This window comes from Bifidobacterium sp. LH_389 (assembly GCF_056357235.1).
Genome location: NZ_JBKEVR010000009.1, coordinates 24,375 through 42,514 on the forward strand (window position 1 = coordinate 24,375; position 18,140 = coordinate 42,514).

Here is an 18,140-nt window from a genome sequence, read left to right on the forward strand (position 1 = left end):
CACCATGTTCGGCAAGAAGAAGGCGGACAAGCCCAAGCCGGTTGCGGCGGCAAACAGGTCCGGGCGGAAAGGGTTCGTGCTCGGCAAGCAGATGACGGCGCTCGTGGCCGTGGCCTGCCTGCTCGTAGGCGTGGGCGGCACCGCGATTGTGCTCGCCCCGCACCCGCCGCAGGTGCTGGCTCCAGCCAATGCGGACGGGGCCATGGCCATCGAAACCCAGCAGGTGAACGACGGACGATCCATCACCATCAACGCGGAGGAGGTCTCCATGGCCCCGGTCGTCTCCCCGCGCAGCGGCATGGTCACCGCATCCTCCTGCAAGCCCGGCGCCACGCTCGCATCCGGGCAGTCGCTCATGAGCATAGACGGCACCGGCGTACTGCTGCTCGCCACGGCCGAACCGCTCTGGCGGCCCCTCAAGGCGGGGGACAAGGGCTCCGACGTAACCGGGCTCAACAACGCGCTTAAAGCCATCGGTGCCGGGGACGTGGCCGGAGATACCGTGACCGCAGCCACCGTCGCCGCGTTCGTGCAGGCCTCCGCCAAGGCGGGCATCATGCTCGCCAAGGACTACACCACGATCGACACGTCCGACGTGGCATGGCTCGCCGCGGACGGCGTATCCGTCTCCGCATGCCCCGCTCCCGTGGGGCAGATGGTGGGGCAGGGACAGCCCATAGCCGAACTGCCCGCCATGGCCAGTTCCGCCAAGGCACAATCCCTGCCGGCAGGCGCCGTGGCCGGCGAACGCGTCATCCAGTCCGGGAACGTGACGATCGGCATCAACGATCAGGGCGACGTGGGCGATCTGACGGCGTTCTCGCGCACGCGCGCCTTCGAAACCGCATCGTCCATGCAGGACGGCACCCGGCAGGTGTCCGTGCAGTGGGTGCTCAAGGATCCGGTGACCGTGGGCGTGGTGCCCGCGTCGTCCATCGGCACCATGGGCGGAAACGCTGCCGGCGGGAATGCGCAGGGCGGCGTGCAGGCGTGCATCGTGGTGGCCGGCTCCGGCGACGTGGGCGGATCGTCCGCCGGTTCGGCCGGCGACCGCGCGGTGAACGTGAACATCGTGGGATCCATGCTCGGACGCACCTACATCCAAGGCGCGGACGGCGGCATCCCCTCCGGCAGCGTGCGGCTCACGCCCCATGCGGGAGGCTGCTCATGACCGGGATGGCCGGGGGCGGCACTCCGGCGCCGGACGGCATGCGCGTGACGCTGCACGACCTCGGCCACGCCTACGTGGCGGGCGACTTCCTGTTCCGCCACCTCAACGCCACGCTTGTGGCCGGGCGCATCCACGCGCTCATCGGCCCCTCCGGCTCCGGCAAATCCACCCTGCTCGCCATCCTCGCCGGATGGCTCCAGCCCACGGAAGGCAGCGTGGAACGGCACGACGTGAACCGCATGAACTGGGTGCCGCAGCTGCCGCTCGGCGTGGCCAAGCGCAGCGTACTCGACCACGTGGCCCTCCCCATGCTCGTGGGCGGCACCCCGCGCAACGTGGCGAACGCGGAGGCCCGGCGCATCCTGGAACAGTTCGGACTGGGAGACGTGGAGGACCATCCGTACGGCAGCCTGTCCGGCGGAGAGGCGCAGCGGCTCATGCTCGCGCGGGCGGCCGCCACCCGGTGCGACCTGCTGCTGGTGGACGAGCCGACCGCGTCGCTCGACCGCAACAGCGCGCGCACGGTCATCGCCCACATCCGTGGGCTTGCGGGGCTGGGATGCGTGGTCGTGGTGGCCACGCACGATCTGGAACTGCGGGACGCCTGCGACGATGTGGTCGACCTGGCGAAGGCGCAGCCGGCTGACGCGGGGGCGGAGACCGGGCCGGATGCGAGACCGGGCGGCGGAGCGGACGCGAAGGAGGTGGCATGATGGGCGGCAGGCATCGCGACGCCTCATGGTGGTGGCCGCTTGCGGAAGCCAGACGGGACCTGGCCTGCGGCGTGGGCAACCCCGGCATGTGGGCGTGCATCTTCCTGGTGATCCTGCTCATGTGCGGCGGGGCGGACGCGCTCAACGTGCGCCAGCTCACCGACACCGCATGGACCTACCGCCAATCCGGCGGCGACATCCTTACCATCAGCGCACCGGGAGGCATCCGTGGGCGGGACTGCGCGGCGCTGACCTCCATTTCCGGCGTGGAAGGCGCCATGGCAATGCGCGGCGCGGGGGCCGTTACGCCCATCGCGCTGCCGGACGCGCCTTACCTGTCCTACGAGGTCACCGCCGGGGCTCGGCAGTTGATGGGCGTCACCGGCGACGACGGATTCGTGATCTCCAACAAGGTGGGCGAGCAGCTCGGCGTGCGGACGGGCGAGGCCATCGTCACCACCGACGGGGCCTCGCATGCCGTCACCGGCATGTTCGACTGGCCCAACGACGGGCGGCTGCCCCAGTATTCGACCGCCATCCTGCTGACCGTGCCCGTCACCGAGGACGACACCATGTTCGACTCCTGCTGGGTGCGCGCATGGCCCATGACCACGCAGATCCGCGACGCCCTGAACTCGGTGGTCTTCCAGGCGGACGACATGGGCATTCCCGGCATGGGCTCCATGCCCACGCCCACCAGACTCAACCCGCTGCTCGCGGGCAACGCGCCGGGGGAGATGGAATACCGCACGCGCATCACGCGCTTCGCCGTCGTTCCTGCATTGCTGCTGGCGGCGGCGGTCGGTGCGGCGTCAGTGATACAGAGGCGCGTGGAACTGGCCATGCTGCGCCAGTTCGGCGCCACGCGTGCGCAGACGGCGGAGAAGATGCTCGGCGTGGCCCTGGGCTGGTCGCTGCCCGCAGCGGCCGCCGCCGCGGGATTGCTGGCGCTCATGCTCGCACCGGCGGCCGGGTCGGTGGCGGATGCGCTGGCCTTGTTCGCGGACGTGGGCGTACGGGCGGTGCTGGGAGGCCTGTGCGGGCTGTACGTGGGGACCATGGCGGCCGCCTGTGCCGTCAGCCCGAGGTCGCTGCCTACGCTGGTGCGGATTCGGTAGCGCGTCAATCGTTATATCTACGCGATGCGTGGTGCGCGAGAGGGGAAACGGCGCTCGCGGGAATTGCATTTCCGATTTGTGCGGTGGAAATTGGGACAGGGGGCGGATAGACCCTGCGTCATTCCGGCGTTTTTCCAATGGGTCTATGGAAGGGATCCCGGAAAAACAACCACACGAATCGAAAGTACGCATTACGTAGTCCGGTAATGTGCCCCAGCGCTTGCTCGATCGGTCCAATCTGCGGGCCCTGCGGCGCAGGTTGGACCGATCGGACGAAAATCAGGCCCGTTTCGGGGTCGAAAATCGCATGATCGGTCCAAGCTGCGCAAACAGGGAAGCAGGTTGGACCGATCGGATGATTCCGGGCGGAAATGCACCGGCCGAACATGCCGGGCGGCGGGCGCGGGCCGCGGATTGCGGGTAGTGTGGAAGGCGGGAGCCGCGGCGAGTGCGGCGGATGGAGGGGCAATGGCGCAGCAGCAAGCATTCCGCATCGGTGCGGACGGGACCAGCGAGGAGATGTTCTCGTTCGAGGATGCGATCCGGCAGTTCGTCTACGTGGAAATGCCGTTCGACGGGGACGACGACGGGAAGAACGACCTGATCCGCGTGGACATCATCCGCCCGCGCGAACTGGATGGCGACGGTCGGGTGCCGGTGATCATGGAACCGAGTCCCTACTACGGGCTGTACCCGCGGCACGGCGAGAAGAAGACCTACCTGCACGAGGGCGACAAGTGGAACAGCCCGCTCGTCACGTTCCCCCTGTTCTACGGCAATTACTTCGTGCCGCGCGGCTACGCGGTGCTGCTCACGGAAAGTTCGGGAACCGCGCTGTCCCAAGGATTCTGCGACATCGGCGGCAAACGGGACATCGCATCCGTGACGGCCGTGGTCGACTGGCTCAACGGCCGTGCCCGTGCCTACTGGACGCGCGACGACCGCAGCGACTCGAACCTCGCCACGGCATACTGGGCCACCGGCGCGGTGGGCATGCTCGGCCAGTCGTATGACGGTACGCTGCCCATCGGTGCGGCGGCCACCGGCGTGGAAGGCCTCAAGACCATCGTGCCGATCTCCGCCATCTCCAGCCAATACGACTGGTACCATCCGAATGGCTGCCTGCTTGACGGCGACGACGCGGACGGCGGCTGGTACGAGCCCTACAACTTCGCGGAGGTGCTGCAATCCACCGCGAACGGGCTCCTGCAGCGCTTCGAGGTGGCTTCCAACGGATACAAAGCGCTCAAGGCGGGGGCGGACAAGGAGCATCGCTGCACCAACGATTTCTGGCGCGAACGCAACTACCGGCTCAATGCGGACAAGTTCAAGGCGAGCGTGTTCATCGTGCACGGCACGAACGACCTCAACGTGATGATGAATCAGGTGGCCCCGTTCTGGGATCTGCTCGGCAAGGCGGGCGTGCCGCGCAAGATGTGGCTGCATCAGTATGCGCACGACGATCCGTTCGACTTCCGTCAGGCCGCATGGGTGGAGACCATCCACCGCTGGTTCGACCGCTGGCTGCTGGGCGTGGACAACGGCATCGACCGTGAGCCGGCCGTGTCCGTGACCGACCCGGACGACGTATGGCACGACTACCCGACCTGGCCGGTGCCGGGGACGGTGGACCATGCATGGGTTGTGCGGCGCGCGGGCGTGCGGCGCGTTCAGGACAGACAGGGCGGCGGTGCGGTGCCGGGAACGGTGACGCTGGAGCCGGAGACGGCATCCGTGGCGCCGGCGGCGGGCGGTGAACCGGCGGTGGTCGAACCGGCGGGCTGTGAACAGGCGGGTTGCGAACCGAGGAGCGCGAAAGAGCCGGTGAAGAAGACGGAGGCTACGGAGCATCCGGTGCAGTGTGCGGAACCGGGGGAGTCTGCGGAACCAGGGGAGCCTGCGGAACCGTCGGACATGCCGGAACTATCGGACATGCCGGAACCGTCGGATCCGTTCCGGTTCAGGGGCGCCCGCGTGGCGGAATTCGTGCCGCGCGCCGAATCCGCCAAATCGCACGACGATCGGCTTCTCGCAGTGTCCGAACCGCTGAAACGCGACATGCACCTGTCCGGCGAACCGCGCATCGCCCTGCGCGTGCGGCTCTCGGCCACGGGCCCGGAGGCCGCGGCGGTGAGCGAACTGGACACGAATCTTGCCGCGAGCCTCATCGAGTACGGTGAGGGCAACTACGTGCAGGTGGATGCGGATACGCACGTCATGATGGAGATCTCTGACCGGACGCGCACGGTGGGCCGGTCCACCCCGCAGGACAAGGCCACGTACAAGGTGAAGGTGCCGCGGCGGTCGTACGAGGTGGAGCACGTGGTGACGCGCGGATGGATCGCGCTCGCGCACCGGGATTCGTTCGAACGGTTCGAGCCGGCGCCGGTGGGGCAATGGCTGGACGTGGCGTTCCCGCTGCTCGCCTGCGACTGGACCGTGCGCGCCGGACATCGTCTGGCGTTGCAGGTGGCCAACACCACCACGCGCCTCGCCAAGGTGCCGCTCGCCGATTTCGAGGTGGACCTCGGTTCGGTGCGGCTCATACTGCCGTACCGCTGAGCGGCGTCCCTGGGCGATGCCGCGGTGGCGGAGAGCTGCGTGCGGCACGGTCAGGCGAAGGTCATGGCAATGGTGCGTACGATGGCACCAACGGCGTACCAAGGCCGGTCGAAGTCGACCGACGCGGACCGTCACGCCGGATCGGGAAGGGGTCGCGATGGCATTCGGCAGACGAACGACAGCGAAGAACGCTGCGGCGGTGCGCGGCGGGAACGGACGGCGCATACCGGTCACATGGCTCCTGCTGGCCGTGATCACGGCGGCAGCGGCGAGCGCGGGGGCATGCGCGTTGTGGCTGCCGGACCGTGCGCCCGCCATGCTGTCCGCACCTGCGGAGGTGACCGTCGCGCCCGTCTCCGTGCAGGCCTACGAAGGCCGCCAATCGGTGAGCGTGGTGCCCACCGTGTCCGCCAAGCGCCAGCTGCTGCTCAACACGTCCGGTACCGTCACCGAGGACCTGTCCGCGGGCGGTCTGGAATCCGGCAAAGGCGCGCTGGCCGTCAACGGGCGTACCATTGTGGCGCTCAACACGACCACGCCCCTGTACCGCGACCTTGCCCCGAATGCCAGGGGCGCCGACGTGAAGGCGCTCAACGCGGAACTCGCCCGGCTCGGCTATGGGGCTCCGGCCGACTCCGACGCCTATGGGCGCGCCACTGCCGCAGCGGTCAACGCGCTCATGAAGGCTGTGGGCAACGAGCCCGCCGGTGACGGCTCCCTGGCGCTGGCGGACGTGCTGTGGATGCCGCAGCGGCACGTGACGCCCACCGCATGGCAGGGCGTGGACGGCATGCCCGTGGGGGCCGGAACGCCCGTGGGCGAAATTGCCGGCGGCATTACGCGGATATCCGTCAAGGGCGGCACCCCGTCCGACCGGGACCGCACGCTCACGGTGTTCGGCGTGACCACTACGCTGCCGGCCGGGCAGACGGCCGTGGACGATGCGGAATTCTGCCGCAAGGTGACCGAAAGCGACACGTACCGGCAGATCGCCGGCCAGCCGCAGGTGGACCTTTCGCAAGGCTTTGACGCCACGCTGACCTTAAGCGAATCGGTGCAGGTACTGCGCGTGCCGGCAGCGGGCGTGTTCGGCGTGGGCCGCGGCGGCGACCCGGTCAAGGCGTGCGTGGCGGACGCGGATCGCAAGGCCGTGCCCGTGCGGATCGTCGGATCCGAGCTGGGCGTGAGTCTGGTGCAGGTGGAGGCGGACGCCGACGGGACCTCCGGCGATGGGCGGGCGTCGGACGCTCCGCCGGACAGTGTGTCGCTGGGCAGCGCGCTGGACGGTGTGCCATGCGCGTGAACGAGACGGAGCCGGGCGTCGGACGCAGCGTGGAGATCCTTGACCTCGGCCACCGATTTGCCGGCACGGACACCCTGTTCGAGCATCTCACCGCCACGCTGCTGCCCGGCGAGACCGTCGCTGTGTGCGGACCGTCCGGATGCGGCAAGTCCACGCTGCTGTCCATCCTGGCCGGCTGGGAGAAACCCGCCGCCGGACGCGTGGAACGCCACGGCGTTGCGCGCGTGGGATGGGTGTTCCAGAACCCGTACGGCGTGGCGGAACGCACCGCGCTGGACCACGTGGTCTTTCCGCTGCTTGCCAAGGGTCGGCGCCGGCGCGACGCCGAACGGGAGGCGCTGGAGGCCATGGCGCTGTTCGATCTGGCGTACGCCGCCGACCGGCCGTTCCGTGCGCTGTCCGGCGGGGAGGCGCAGCGGCTCATGCTCGCCCGTGCGGTCTGCTCCCGGCCGGACATGCTGCTCGTGGACGAACCGACCGCGCAGCTCGACACCCGCACCGCGCACGGCGTGAGCCATGTGCTCGGCAATCTGGCAGGGCAGGGCATGATCGTGGTGGTCGCCACGCACGACCCGGACACGCGCGACGCCTGCGGGCGGATCATCGATCTGGCCCACTATGCGCCCGGGGATCGCGCGCCCGGGGAGAAGGGTGCCGGGCCCGGGGCGCCGGACCGTGCGAACGCGGCAAGAGGGGAAGGGGGCGGACATGCGACTGACTGAACTGATCGGCGAGGCCCTGCGCAACATCGGCGCGGGCACGTCCAAGGCGTTCGCGTTCATGCTGTCCGTGGCGCTCGCGGGTACGCTGCTCGGCGGCTACGAGGCATATACGGTGATCGATCAGGAGCGCGAGGCGCTGGCACGCGTGAGCGCCGACGCGGACGTGAGTACCATTCTGGGCGGCTCTCCCATCGACGGGGCCGCATGCGACCGACTGACGCTCGCCGCGAACGGGCCGCAGGCCGCGGGAGCCATGCGCATCGCAGCGAACGTGGAACCGGCCTCCACGCCCGGCAGGTCGCTGAGCGCCTACGAGGTGACGCCCGGCATGCTCGGGCTCGTGGCCATGGGGGACCGCAGCCGCACGCTCAAGGCCGATCCGACCGGCATATGGGTCTCGCGCGATGCGGCGAACGACTTCGGCCTTGCGACCGGCGGCAGCCTGGAAACCACCGACGGTACCGTGCGTGTGGCCGGCGTCTACGACTGGCCCAACGACGGGCGTGACACGCGATTTGCCTACGCGGTGCTCGTTCCCGCGTCCACCGATCCGAGCCGCACCTATCAGGAATGCTGGGCCAAGCAGTGGCCTGCGGATCAGGACGAACTGTCCGCGCTGCTGTACACCACCGTGGCGGCGGGCGGTTCGGCAGGTTCGGGCGGTTCGGCAGGCTCGGGCGGTGCCGCGAACGGCGTGATGCAGCTCAACAAGAGCTTCGACCGTCGCTACGACGCCGCCGCGCTGTACGCCGGGCGCCCCACGCGGTTCGCCCCCGCGGTGGGACTGGCGGTGGGGCTGCTGATCGGCGCGGTTTCGGTACGTCGGCGCAGGCTCGAATATGCCGGCGCCCTGCATTCCGGGCAGCGCAAGAGCGACCAGCTGCTCGGCGTGGCCGTGGAAACGCTCGTCTGGGCGGGACTGGGCGTGCTGGCTGCCGTGGGAGCGCTGACCGTTTACTGCTGGCGGTGGTCGGTGTCCTCGCCGGATGCGGTGCTGTTCGCCGCGGTGCGCACGCCGGCCGCGCTGTTCGCCGGCGTGATGCTTGCCGCGGTCTGCTCGGCGGCGGTCATCCGCGAATCCCAGCTGTTCCGGCTGTTCAAGGCGCGCTGACGGGGAGACCGCCCGGCGGACGGGTCGCGGACGACGGGGACGAAGACGGCCTACTTGTGGTACGGCTCGTGGGCATTGATCTTGTAGGCGCGGTAGATCTGCTCGAGCAGGATCACGCGCATGAGCTGGTGGGGGAACGTGAGCCGCGAGAAGCTCAGCAGGTAGTCGGCGCGCTTGAGGACCGCCGGGGAGAGGCCGAGCGAGCCGCCGATCACGAGCTGGATGTGGCTCACCCCGCGCAGCCCCAGATCCGCCACCTTCGCCGCCAGTTCCTCCGAACTCAGCTGCTTGCCTTCGATGGCCAGCGCGATCACGTACGCGTCCGGGCTGAGATGCCTGGCGATCCGCTCGCCCTCGATCTCCTTGATGCGCCGGTCCGTGCCCTCGCTGGCGTTCTCCGGCGTCTTCTCGTCCGCCACCTCCACGATGGCGAGCTTGCAGTAGCGACTCAGGCGCTTGGAATATTCGGCGATCGCCTCGCGCAGATACGATTCCTTGACCTTGCCGACGGTGATGAGCGTGATCTTCATGGCAACCATCATGGCACAGGGTTGCGCGGACCCGTCCCACATATTGGGGTGCATGCCAATAATTAGTACGCTGGGATGCGGCATACGTTGGGATGTGGCATCCGTCGGGATGTGGCATCCGTCGGGATGCGGCAGACGAGAGAGCCATCGCAACGGCACTATCGCAGAGGAATCGCGGAGAGATTGCAGAGGGATCGCATGACGGGCACCAAGGAAGACAAGGACGCATCGCGCGGGCGCGCGGATCGACACGGAGCGGGACGGGCCGGCGACGAGCCCGCATACCGGGCGCTGGGCATTGCCGCGGGCATGGGGGCGTTCCTCGGATCCGGCGCCATCATCGCGCTGTCCGCCACGCTCGCCCTGTGGCAGCAGACGCTCGGACTCGACTCCATTGAGGTGGGCATGCTGTCCGCCGCGCTCATGTTCGCCTTCGCCATCGGGTCGTTCGGCGGAGGGTTCGTGGCCGACCGACTGGGACTGACCGCCACCTTCAACCTGACCATGCCCGTGTGCGCGGCGGCGTTCGCCCTGTGCGCGGGCGCCTTCGGGTTCTGGATGCTGCTCGCCGGCGTGACGCTCGCCGGTCTCGCCGCCGGCATCGAACTGCCCGTGGCACTGAGCGTGATGGGCCGGGACATTCGCCATGCCGCGCTGCGCACCAAGGCGATCGGCAATTCGCAGGTGCTGTGGTCGTCCGGCATTCTCGGTTCCTACGTACTTGCGCTGGCGGCCAGTCCGCTGCATGCCGCAGGCGCGCGCATGGTGTACGCGGTGCTTGCGGCGGTCGCGGCGCTGACGGGCGCGTGGAGGCTGTGCGACCGCAGGTTTACGGCGTTGCGCGCCGAGACGACGGTCATCGGGGCCGGGGCGAACGACGTCGGCTCGCGTGGCGGTGACTCGCACGGCGGCAGCGCCCGTGACGGCGGGGCTGCGGCCTCCACGTCCCTGCGCGAGGTGCTGCGCGGCACGGACGGTCTCGGGCGGCCCTACGCGCGCACGTTCGCGCTCATCGCGCTGTTCTACCTCATGTGGAATCTCATGGCCAACAGCATCAACCAGTTCCAGACGTATCTGCTGGTGGTGCAGCACGCCACGCAGCGGCAGGCCGTGGCCGTGGGGATCGCCGCCGCGGTGCTGTGCGTGGCCGGCGGCATGGTGTACACGCGCGTGACGTCGAAGCGGGGACGGCAGGTCATGTTCTGGCTCGGCGCAGCCATGCAGGTCGCGGCCATGATCGTGATGGCCGCCGGAGGAACCGTGGCCGCCACCGTGGCTGCCGTGCTCATGTTCCAGTTCTTCTGCAATTTCGCCGGCGAGATGAACGCCAAGGTCTGGACGCAGAAATCGTTCCCCGGCGGGGTGTCCACGCAGGCGCAGAGCCTGATTCTGGGGCTGAGCCGATTCCCGTGTGCGGTCGCCTCGCTTCTGCTGCCCACGTTCATGGTTCCGGGGACGATCGGCGCGCTTCTGTGGGCGTTCGTCGCCGTGGCGGCGGCTTCCGCGTTGTTCGGCGCGTTGTTCGTGATCGGGGATCGCAACGGCAGATAGATTGTTGCGGGTCTGTCTGTTGCGGCCCGTCTGCTGTGGTGCGTCCGCACGGTCCGCCGTGTGTCTGCCGTGTGTCTGCCGCGTGGATGCTGATGGGTGCAGGCCGCTCTGTCTGGACTCCGCCCGGATGCTGTGCGGATGCCGGTAGCATTGGCATCGGGACAACGGCAACCGAAGGAGGGACGGAACCCATGCACACCACGCTCGACAGATTTCGCATCAGGCCCGGGCGGGAGGAACTGGCCCGCGAGTGGATGCGGTTTTTGACCGATCATCTGGACGAGGGGAATGCGACGCTGCCGGACGAAGGCGCTCACGTGGAGACGTGGTTCCTCAACGAGGAGTCGGACGGACTGTGGGCGTACGTGTACACGATCGTCGACGACCCGGACGTGCAACGGGAGCGTTTCCGGCGCAGCGAGCATGCGATCGACGCCAGGCACGCGGAATACATGAGGCAGTGCGTCGACTACCGGACCCTCACGGAACTCAGTCCCGCCGTGGCGTTGGGGGATTATTCCGTGTTCGCGCACTGACGGGCGGCGGCCCGGCATGCTTCCGGGTGTGCCGGGAGTGTTGGCCCTTGGAAAGTGGCGGCTATTCCGGACTCGGAACGGCCGATCTGTGTCCGAATCCGCTACCGAAACGGGGAACGGTGGCTATTCCGGACTTGAAATGGCAGGTTTGCGTCCGGAAGAGCTACCGAAACGAAAAGTGGTGGCGATTTGAGACATGGAACAGCGGTTTTTGTCTCGAATCGCCACCACTTTCTGGGTCCGCGGATTTGATCGTGCTCCGCCAGCGCACGGCCCGGGATTGTGCGATAACGTGTGCGACTTCTAGGCGCACCGAGGGAAGGCGCTCCGTTATCGCACAATCAGTTCTTATGCCGAGCCGTGAAGCGGGAAGCCCTGTGGGCTTCCCGTAGGCGAGGGGAGCGGCCACTGCGGCCGCGACGGCTGCATAAGGACGTCAGTTCTTATGCAGCTTGGCGTTGAGCTCAATGCCCACCTTGCGGTAGCGGGCCTCGATGCGGCCGTTGACGGAGTTGCGGATGAAGAGGATGTTGTCCTTGCCGGACAGATCGGCGCCCTTGACCACGTTGAGGGGTTCGCCGGCGGCGGCCTTGGCCTTGTCCCAGATGGTGACCTTGGTGCCGGCGGTGACGTAGAGGCCGGCCTCCACGACGCAGTTGTTGCCCAAGGAGATGCCGATGCCGGCGTTGGCGCCGAGCAGTGAGTGCTCGCCGATGGAGTTCCGGAGCTTGCCGCCGCCGGAGAGGGTGCCCATGATGGAGGCGCCGCCGCCGATGTCGGAGCCGTTGCCGACGACGACGCCCTGGGAGACGCGGCCTTCGACCATGGAGACGCCGAGCGTGCCGGCGTTGAAGTTCACGAAGCCGGCGTGCATGACGGTGGTTCCTTCGGACAGGTAGGCGCCGAGGCGGACGCGGTCGGCGTCGCCGATGCGCACGCCGGAGGGGACTACGTAGTCGATCATGCGGGGGAACTTGTCCACGGAGAGCACGTTGACGTCCGCGGTGGGCAGCGGGGAGCCGGCGGCGGCCTTGAGCACGTCGAGCTTGCGCAGGGCGAAGTCCTCCACGGCGAACGGGCCGTAGTTGGTCCACACCACGTTGTTGAGCTTGGCGAAGATGCCGTCCAGATTGAGCGTGTTGGGCTTGGCCAGACGCTGCGACATGAGGTGCAGGCGCAGGTAGGCGTCGGCGGCGTCGGCGATGGGCTCGTCGAGTGCGGAGACGGTGAACACCGGGACGCGGCGCACGCCTCGCGCGTCCGGCGTTTCGCGGACCAGCGGGCCGAAGTCGTGGTTCGGGCGGGCGGATTCGGCGGGTGCCTCGCCCAGGGTGAGCTTGGGATACCACACGTCGAGGGTGTTGCCCGCGGCGTCCACGCTCGCCAGTCCCCAACCCCATGCGGTGCGTTCATCGGCCATTGGATGCTCCTTCTGTATGCATATGCGGCGGACCCGTCCCTCATGGGGCGGGCCAATGTCTCCAGTGTATGGCCCTCGGCGGTCCTCGGCGGGAATTGACCGAAAGCGACGGCGTTTGGCGGCAAGAAAATCCAGCGCGGTCGGTATGATGTCTCACCGTGAGTGATTACCGGGTTGAACGAGAGCAGCGCGAACGCCGCCGCCGCAATGTGATGCGGGCGGTGTGCATCGTCGTGGCCGCCGCCATGCTCGTCAGCCTCATCGTCCCCGCAATGGTCTACGCGGGCCTTTGACGCGCCCATTCTTCCGGCGTCCCGCCGTCCGCCGCGGACTGCCCGCGGACGGAATGCCGGAGCGCATGCGCATGGCATGCGTGCCGTGCGGTGCGGCATCGGGGATAATCGAAGCAATCAGGTTTTTCGCAACTAGAAATGTATGGTGGTAACGATGGCAGAATTTGATTTCTCGCAGGCGATCGGCGACGCGCGATCCAAGTACGACACGATCGCCGAGGCGCTGGACGTGGACCGTCTGCGCTCCCAGATCAAGGAGCTCGAAGCTCAGGCGAGCGAGCCGGGCCTGTGGGACGATCCGGAGCACGCGCAGAAGGTCACGAGCAAGCTGTCCGCGGCGCAGTCCCAGCTCAAGCGCCTGACGGACATGCACACGCGCATCGACGACGTGGAGACCCTCGTGGAGCTGGCCCGCGAGGAGGAGGACGCCTCCTCCCTTGCGGACGCGAAGAGCGAGGTGGAGTCGATCGCCAAGGATCTGGACGATCTGGAGATCCAGACCCTGCTCGACGGCGAATACGACGAACGCTCCGCCGTGGTGACCATCCGCTCCGGCGCGGGCGGCGTGGACGCGGCCGACTTCGCCCAGATGCTCCTGCGCATGTACCTGCGCTACTGCGAGCGCAACGGGTTCAAGGCCAAGGTGATGGACACCTCGTACGCGGAGGAGGCGGGCATCAAGTCCGCCACGTTCCAGGTGGATGCGCCGTACGCCTACGGGCGTCTGAGCGTGGAGGGCGGCACCCACCGTCTGGTGCGTATCAGCCCGTTCGACAATCAGGGCCGCCGCCAGACCAGCTTCGCAGCCGTGGAGGTGGTGCCGCTGGTGGAGGCGACCGATCACATCGACATTCCGGATACGGACATCCGCGTGGATACGTACTGCTCGTCCGGCCCCGGCGGCCAGGGCGTGAACACCACGTATTCCGCGGTGCGCATCACCCACCTTCCCACCGGTCTCGTGGTGACCATGCAGGACGAGCGTTCGCAGATCCAGAACCGCGCCGCCGCCATGGCCGTGCTCCAGTCCCGACTGCTCGTGCTGCGCCACGAGGAGGAGGCCAAGAAGAAGAAGGAGCTCGCGGGCGACATCAAGGCCAGCTGGGGCGATCAGATGCGTTCCTATGTGCTGCATCCGTACCAGATGGTCAAGGATCTGCGCACGGGCTACGAGACGTCCCAGACGCAGGCCGTGTTCGACGGCGACATCGACGGGTTCATCGCGGCGGGCATCCGCTGGCGCCACCAGCAGCGCCGCGAGTCCGCCGAGGAGTAATTCCGGGGGCATAACAGCCGCGGCGCACGATAGCGTGGCGGGAACGGCTAGGGCAAGGCGAACGAAGGAGCGAGGCATATGGCGCTGATTGCACTGGACCATGTCAGCAAGATCTATCCCAAGGGGTCGCGTCCCGCGTTGGACGACATCAGCCTGAACATCGATCGCGGCGACTTCGTGTTTCTGGTGGGCGCGTCCGGGTCCGGCAAGACCACGCTCCTGAGCCTGCTGCTGCGCGAGGAGGAGGCCACGTCGGGCGAGATCCGCGTGGCCGGCAACGATCTGCGCCGGCTGCCTGCGCGCCAGATCCCGCAGTACCGCCGGTCGATCGGCTTCATCTTCCAGGACTACAAGCTGCTGGCCAACAAGACGGTGTGGCAGAACGTGGCGTTCGCGCTGGAGGTGATCGGCACGCGGCGGTCCACCATCAAGTCGCTCGTGCCTCAGGTGCTCAAGACCGTGGGGCTGACGGGCAAGGAGCAGAACCTGCCGCACGAGTTGTCCGGCGGCGAGCAGCAGCGCGTGGCCATCGCCCGCGCGTACGTGAACCATCCGCAGATCCTGCTGGCGGACGAGCCGACCGGCAACCTCGACCCGACCACGTCGCTGGGCATCATGGAGGTGCTGGACGCGATCAACCGCACGGGCACTACGATCGTGATGGCCACGCACAACGAGGAGATCGTCAACTCCATGCGCAAGCGCGTGGTGGAGCTCAAGGCCGGAAAGATCATGCGCGACGAGAAGCACGGCTCCTACGATTCCGCGCTGTTCTTCCCGGACGCCGAGGTGGCCAGCAAGGCCCATGAGGCGATCCACGGCGACGGCACGCCTGCGGCCGAACTGTCGCTGCCGGAGGGATCGTACACGGATCCGACCGCGGCCACGAACGTGGATGTCTCCGCCGCGGCCCTGCAGGATTCCGGACTGCGTGACTCTGGACAGCGTGACTCCGGCGACGACGGCATCGCCCGCCTCGCCAGCTCCATGCATTCGGGGCGCACCGGCCGCTACGGCGAGGTGTTCCAGTCCGTGGAGGACACGCTCACGTGGGGCAAGGGGCTGAACCTCGAGGAGCACGCCGCCAAGGAGGTGAGCGAGCGGGCCGCCGCGTCCGCGGACGAGTTCGAGACCGTGGACGATCCCGGCGATACGGCGCGAGTTGACGACACCGCGCAGTCCGAAAACACTGCGCAGTCCGAAAACACCGCGCCGGTGCCCGAGGCGACGACGCCGACCGAATCCGTATCCGTGTCCGACAACCGTGACGCGCAACTGTCCGGTCCGCTCATGCCGCCCGCGCCGCCTGCCCCGCCGAGCCCGGGGCTCGGACGCAACGCCGCCGACCGTGACCAGACCCGCGACCATGCCGAAGGGGAGGAAAACAAGCAATGAGGACCCGCTTCATCCTGTCCGAAACCTGGACGAGCCTCAAGCGCAACGGATCGATGATCCTGTCCGTCATGCTCGTCACCTTTATCTCCTTCCTGTTCATCGGTGCCTCCGCGCTCATGCAGGCGCAGATCACCAAGGCCAAGGGCACCTGGTACGACCAGGTGGAGGTCGTGGTGTACTTCTGCCCGGACGGTGCTAGTCAGGCCGCATCCTGCTCCTCCGGCAAGTCCCCCAGCCAGGAGGACATCGCCGGCGTGATCGACCTCATCAAGCAGGAGCTGCCCAATGATGTGGCCAACATCACATACGTGAGCAAGGAGGATTTTTACAACGACACGTTCCTCAAGGAATACCCCAACGGCGAGTACAACGGGCGCACACTCACGGCCGCGGACATGCAGGATTCCCTGAGGCTCAAGCTCAACGACCCGACCAAGTACCAGGTCGTCTCCGAGGTGCTGTCCGGACGCAGCGGCATCGAGGAGGTGGTGGACCAGCGGCAGATCTTCGACCCGATCTTCAACGTGCTCAACAAGGCCACGGCGGTGACCGCGGCGCTGGCCGGCGTGATGGTCGTGGTGGCCATCCTGCTTACGGGCACAACGATTCGCATGTCCGCAGCGTCCCGCAAGAACGAGACGGAGATCATGCGACTGGTGGGCGCGTCCAACTGGACCATCCGCCTGCCGTTCATCCTCGAAGGCATGTTCGCCGCGCTGCTCGGCTCGCTCCTGTCCGTGGGGGCGCTCGTGGGCATCGTGGACGCGTTCGTGACCAACGGCGTGGCCAGGACGGTCACGTGGATGCCGTTCGTGGACCAGACGACCGTGCTGCTCACCGCGCCCGCGCTGATCGCCGGGGCGCTCGTGCTGTCCGCCCTTGCGTCCGCGTTCTCGCTGCGGCGTTATCTCAAAGCGTAATTTCTCCCAGCCGCACCCTGTACAATCGGCCGGGAACCTGTCGGAAACGAAGGAAGTTGACCCATATGATGACTCAACGAGCCAAAGCCTGGGCGGGATGGGCGCTGTGCGCCGTCACGCTCATGACCACCGGACTGGCGAGCATGTCCACCGGCGTCGTGGAGGCGTCCGCGGTGCCCAGCTACTCCGAATACCAGCAGAAACTCGCATCCGCCGCGGATCTCAAGGCTCAGCTGGCCGGCGCGAGCGCAGACCTGCAGGATCAGATCGTCGCGCTGGACGACCTGACCGAGAACCAGATTCCCGCCGCACAGGACGCCGCCGATCAGGCCGTCGCCGCCGCCCAGAGCGCCAAGGAGGCGGCCGACGCAGCCGCCGAGCGACTCAAGGCCGCGCAGAAGGACAAGGCCGACCTCGAGGCGAAGATCGCCGAGACCGGTGCCGACTACGACGACGCGAAGGCCGCCGTGGCACAGCTCGCCCGCGAGAGCTTCCACGGTTCTGACGCCTCCAAGGTGATGAGCGTGGTCACCAATTCGTCCACCGCGGACGACTTCGTGCAGAAGATGCAGGCCGACGCCGCCGTCACCCGTTCCGAGACCAACGCCGCGAACGATGCAGCCGCCAACCTGAGCACGTCCATGAACCGCCAGCAGCGTCTTGCGGCCATCGAGCAGGAGATCACCACGCTCAAGACTCAGGCCGATCAGGACGCCGCCACCGCGCAGAAGGCCGCCGAGGATGCGCAGGCCAAGCAGCAGCAGCTCACCGCTCTGCGCGACGAGGGCGACAAGAAGCGTCAGGCCCTCGAGGCCAAGGTGGCCCAGCTCACCGACGCATCCGCCAAGGAGGCCGCCGAGGCCGTGCTCATCAAGTCGCAGATCGACGACTACAACAAGCAGCTCGCCGCGCAGCAGGCCGCCGCGGCCGCCGCGGCTGCGAAGAACGCCACGCAGGCGCAGGACACCCCGGCACAGTCTTCGAACAAGGGCAACTCCGGCTCGTCCAACTCCGGTTCATCCAATTCCAACAAGGGCAACTCGAACTCCGGTTCGTCCACGCCGGTGAACAACAACGCGACCGCCAGCGGCATGAACTATTCGGTGCCCGGCAACTGCGCCCCGCACTCCAAGACCTGCTACGGCCACGCCACGCACGACTTCTCCAGCACCTACCCGTGGAGCCAGTGCACGTGGTATGCCTACAACCGCCGCCACGATCTGAACCTGCCGGTCGGCACGCAATTCGGCAACGGCGCGGACTGGGCGAACTCCGCCCGCTCCTACGGCTATCTGGTCAACAACACGCCGCACGTGGGCGCGGTCATCGTGTTCCGCCGCGGCCAGAACGGCGCCAGCGCGCAGTACGGCCACGTGGGAGTGGTGGAGCAGGTCCGCTCCGACGGCACCATCCTCATCTCCGAGTGCGGCGCCCGCATGATGGGCAAGGCCGGCACGCGCATCATCCGCGACCCGCAGAACTATCAGTTCATCCACTACTGATCCGACCGATACCGGAC

16 protein-coding genes are annotated in these 18,140 nt (G+C 67.7%); 14 read left to right on the top strand and 2 right to left on the bottom strand.

From position 1 onward, the window contains the following. Nucleotides 1–4 precede the first annotated feature (4 nt). The 7 genes from AC1AZA_RS08750 (at nt 5) to AC1AZA_RS08780 (ending at nt 8,700) form a co-directional block, all read left to right on the top strand. Nucleotides 5–1,171, top strand: a complete 1,167-nt coding sequence (locus AC1AZA_RS08750) for a hypothetical protein (protein WP_476514276.1) — start codon at nt 5–7, stop codon at nt 1,169–1,171. Next, nucleotides 1,168–1,884, top strand: coding sequence for an ABC transporter ATP-binding protein (locus AC1AZA_RS08755; RefSeq protein ID WP_476514277.1), 717 nt, complete (start codon nt 1,168–1,170; stop codon nt 1,882–1,884). Before AC1AZA_RS08750 ends, AC1AZA_RS08755 begins: the two co-directional genes overlap by 4 nt. Beyond that, on the top strand, nt 1,881–3,002 hold the full coding sequence (locus tag AC1AZA_RS08760; RefSeq protein WP_476514278.1) for a hypothetical protein: 1,122 nt from the start codon (nt 1,881–1,883) through the stop codon (nt 3,000–3,002). The genes AC1AZA_RS08755 and AC1AZA_RS08760 overlap by 4 nt, the downstream gene beginning before the upstream one ends. Nucleotides 3,003–3,470: 468 nt before the next feature. Then, the gene (locus AC1AZA_RS08765) at nt 3,471–5,564 is read left to right on the top strand and encodes a CocE/NonD family hydrolase (RefSeq protein WP_476514279.1); all 2,094 of its coding nucleotides are present in this window, start codon (nt 3,471–3,473) and stop codon (nt 5,562–5,564) included. Between the two features lie 157 nt (nt 5,565–5,721). Further along, nucleotides 5,722–6,867 (top strand): peptidoglycan-binding domain-containing protein, encoded by a 1,146-nt coding sequence (locus AC1AZA_RS08770; RefSeq protein WP_476514280.1) that lies wholly within the window; start codon nt 5,722–5,724, stop codon nt 6,865–6,867. Beyond that, nucleotides 6,864–7,589: an ATP-binding cassette domain-containing protein gene (locus AC1AZA_RS08775; RefSeq protein ID WP_476514281.1), complete on the top strand. Its 726-nt coding sequence runs from the start codon at nt 6,864–6,866 to the stop codon at nt 7,587–7,589. The genes AC1AZA_RS08770 and AC1AZA_RS08775 overlap by 4 nt, the downstream gene beginning before the upstream one ends. Next, nucleotides 7,576–8,700 (top strand): hypothetical protein, encoded by a 1,125-nt coding sequence (locus AC1AZA_RS08780; RefSeq protein ID WP_476514282.1) that lies wholly within the window; start codon nt 7,576–7,578, stop codon nt 8,698–8,700. Before AC1AZA_RS08775 ends, AC1AZA_RS08780 begins: the two co-directional genes overlap by 14 nt. Nucleotides 8,701–8,750: 50 nt before the next feature. Here AC1AZA_RS08780 and rlmH read toward each other — a convergent pair whose 3' ends face one another. Further along, nucleotides 8,751–9,230 (bottom strand): 23S rRNA (pseudouridine(1915)-N(3))-methyltransferase RlmH, encoded by a 480-nt coding sequence (gene rlmH, locus AC1AZA_RS08785; RefSeq protein ID WP_476514283.1) that lies wholly within the window; start codon nt 9,228–9,230, stop codon nt 8,751–8,753. 198 nt (nt 9,231–9,428) lie between these two features. Between rlmH and AC1AZA_RS08790 the strand changes: the two genes are divergently transcribed. Both AC1AZA_RS08790 and AC1AZA_RS08795 read left to right on the top strand, forming a co-directional pair. Beyond that, nucleotides 9,429–10,781, top strand: a complete 1,353-nt coding sequence (locus tag AC1AZA_RS08790) for an MFS transporter (protein WP_476514284.1) — start codon at nt 9,429–9,431, stop codon at nt 10,779–10,781. A gap of 191 nt (nt 10,782–10,972) precedes the next feature. Further along, the gene (locus AC1AZA_RS08795) at nt 10,973–11,317 is read left to right on the top strand and encodes a DUF6176 family protein (protein ID WP_476514285.1); all 345 of its coding nucleotides are present in this window, start codon (nt 10,973–10,975) and stop codon (nt 11,315–11,317) included. A 436-nt stretch (nt 11,318–11,753) separates the two neighbouring features. Here AC1AZA_RS08795 and dapD read toward each other — a convergent pair whose 3' ends face one another. Continuing rightward, nucleotides 11,754–12,737 (bottom strand): 2,3,4,5-tetrahydropyridine-2,6-dicarboxylate N-succinyltransferase, encoded by a 984-nt coding sequence (gene dapD, locus AC1AZA_RS08800; protein WP_476514286.1) that lies wholly within the window; start codon nt 12,735–12,737, stop codon nt 11,754–11,756. Between the two features lie 158 nt (nt 12,738–12,895). On the opposite strand from dapD, the gene AC1AZA_RS08805 reads away from it, so the two are divergent. The 5 genes from AC1AZA_RS08805 (at nt 12,896) to AC1AZA_RS08825 (ending at nt 18,123) form a co-directional block, all read left to right on the top strand. Beyond that, a complete protein-coding gene (locus AC1AZA_RS08805; RefSeq protein WP_476514287.1) occupies nt 12,896–13,030 on the top strand; it encodes a hypothetical protein in 135 nt (44 codons plus the stop codon). Between the two features lie 154 nt (nt 13,031–13,184). After that, on the top strand, nt 13,185–14,306 hold the full coding sequence (gene prfB, locus AC1AZA_RS08810; protein WP_476514288.1) for a peptide chain release factor 2: 1,122 nt from the start codon (nt 13,185–13,187) through the stop codon (nt 14,304–14,306). A 78-nt stretch (nt 14,307–14,384) separates the two neighbouring features. Next, nucleotides 14,385–15,701, top strand: coding sequence for a cell division ATP-binding protein FtsE (gene ftsE / locus AC1AZA_RS08815; RefSeq protein WP_476514289.1), 1,317 nt, complete (start codon nt 14,385–14,387; stop codon nt 15,699–15,701). Then, the gene (gene ftsX / locus AC1AZA_RS08820) at nt 15,698–16,621 is read left to right on the top strand and encodes a permease-like cell division protein FtsX (RefSeq protein WP_476514290.1); all 924 of its coding nucleotides are present in this window, start codon (nt 15,698–15,700) and stop codon (nt 16,619–16,621) included. The genes ftsE and ftsX overlap by 4 nt, the downstream gene beginning before the upstream one ends. Nucleotides 16,622–16,686: 65 nt before the next feature. After that, nucleotides 16,687–18,123 carry a CHAP domain-containing protein gene (locus AC1AZA_RS08825; RefSeq protein ID WP_476514291.1) on the top strand — a complete coding sequence of 479 codons (1,437 nt, stop codon included), beginning with the start codon at nt 16,687–16,689 and terminating at the stop codon, nt 18,121–18,123. The last annotated feature ends 17 nt before the right edge of the window (nt 18,124–18,140 follow it).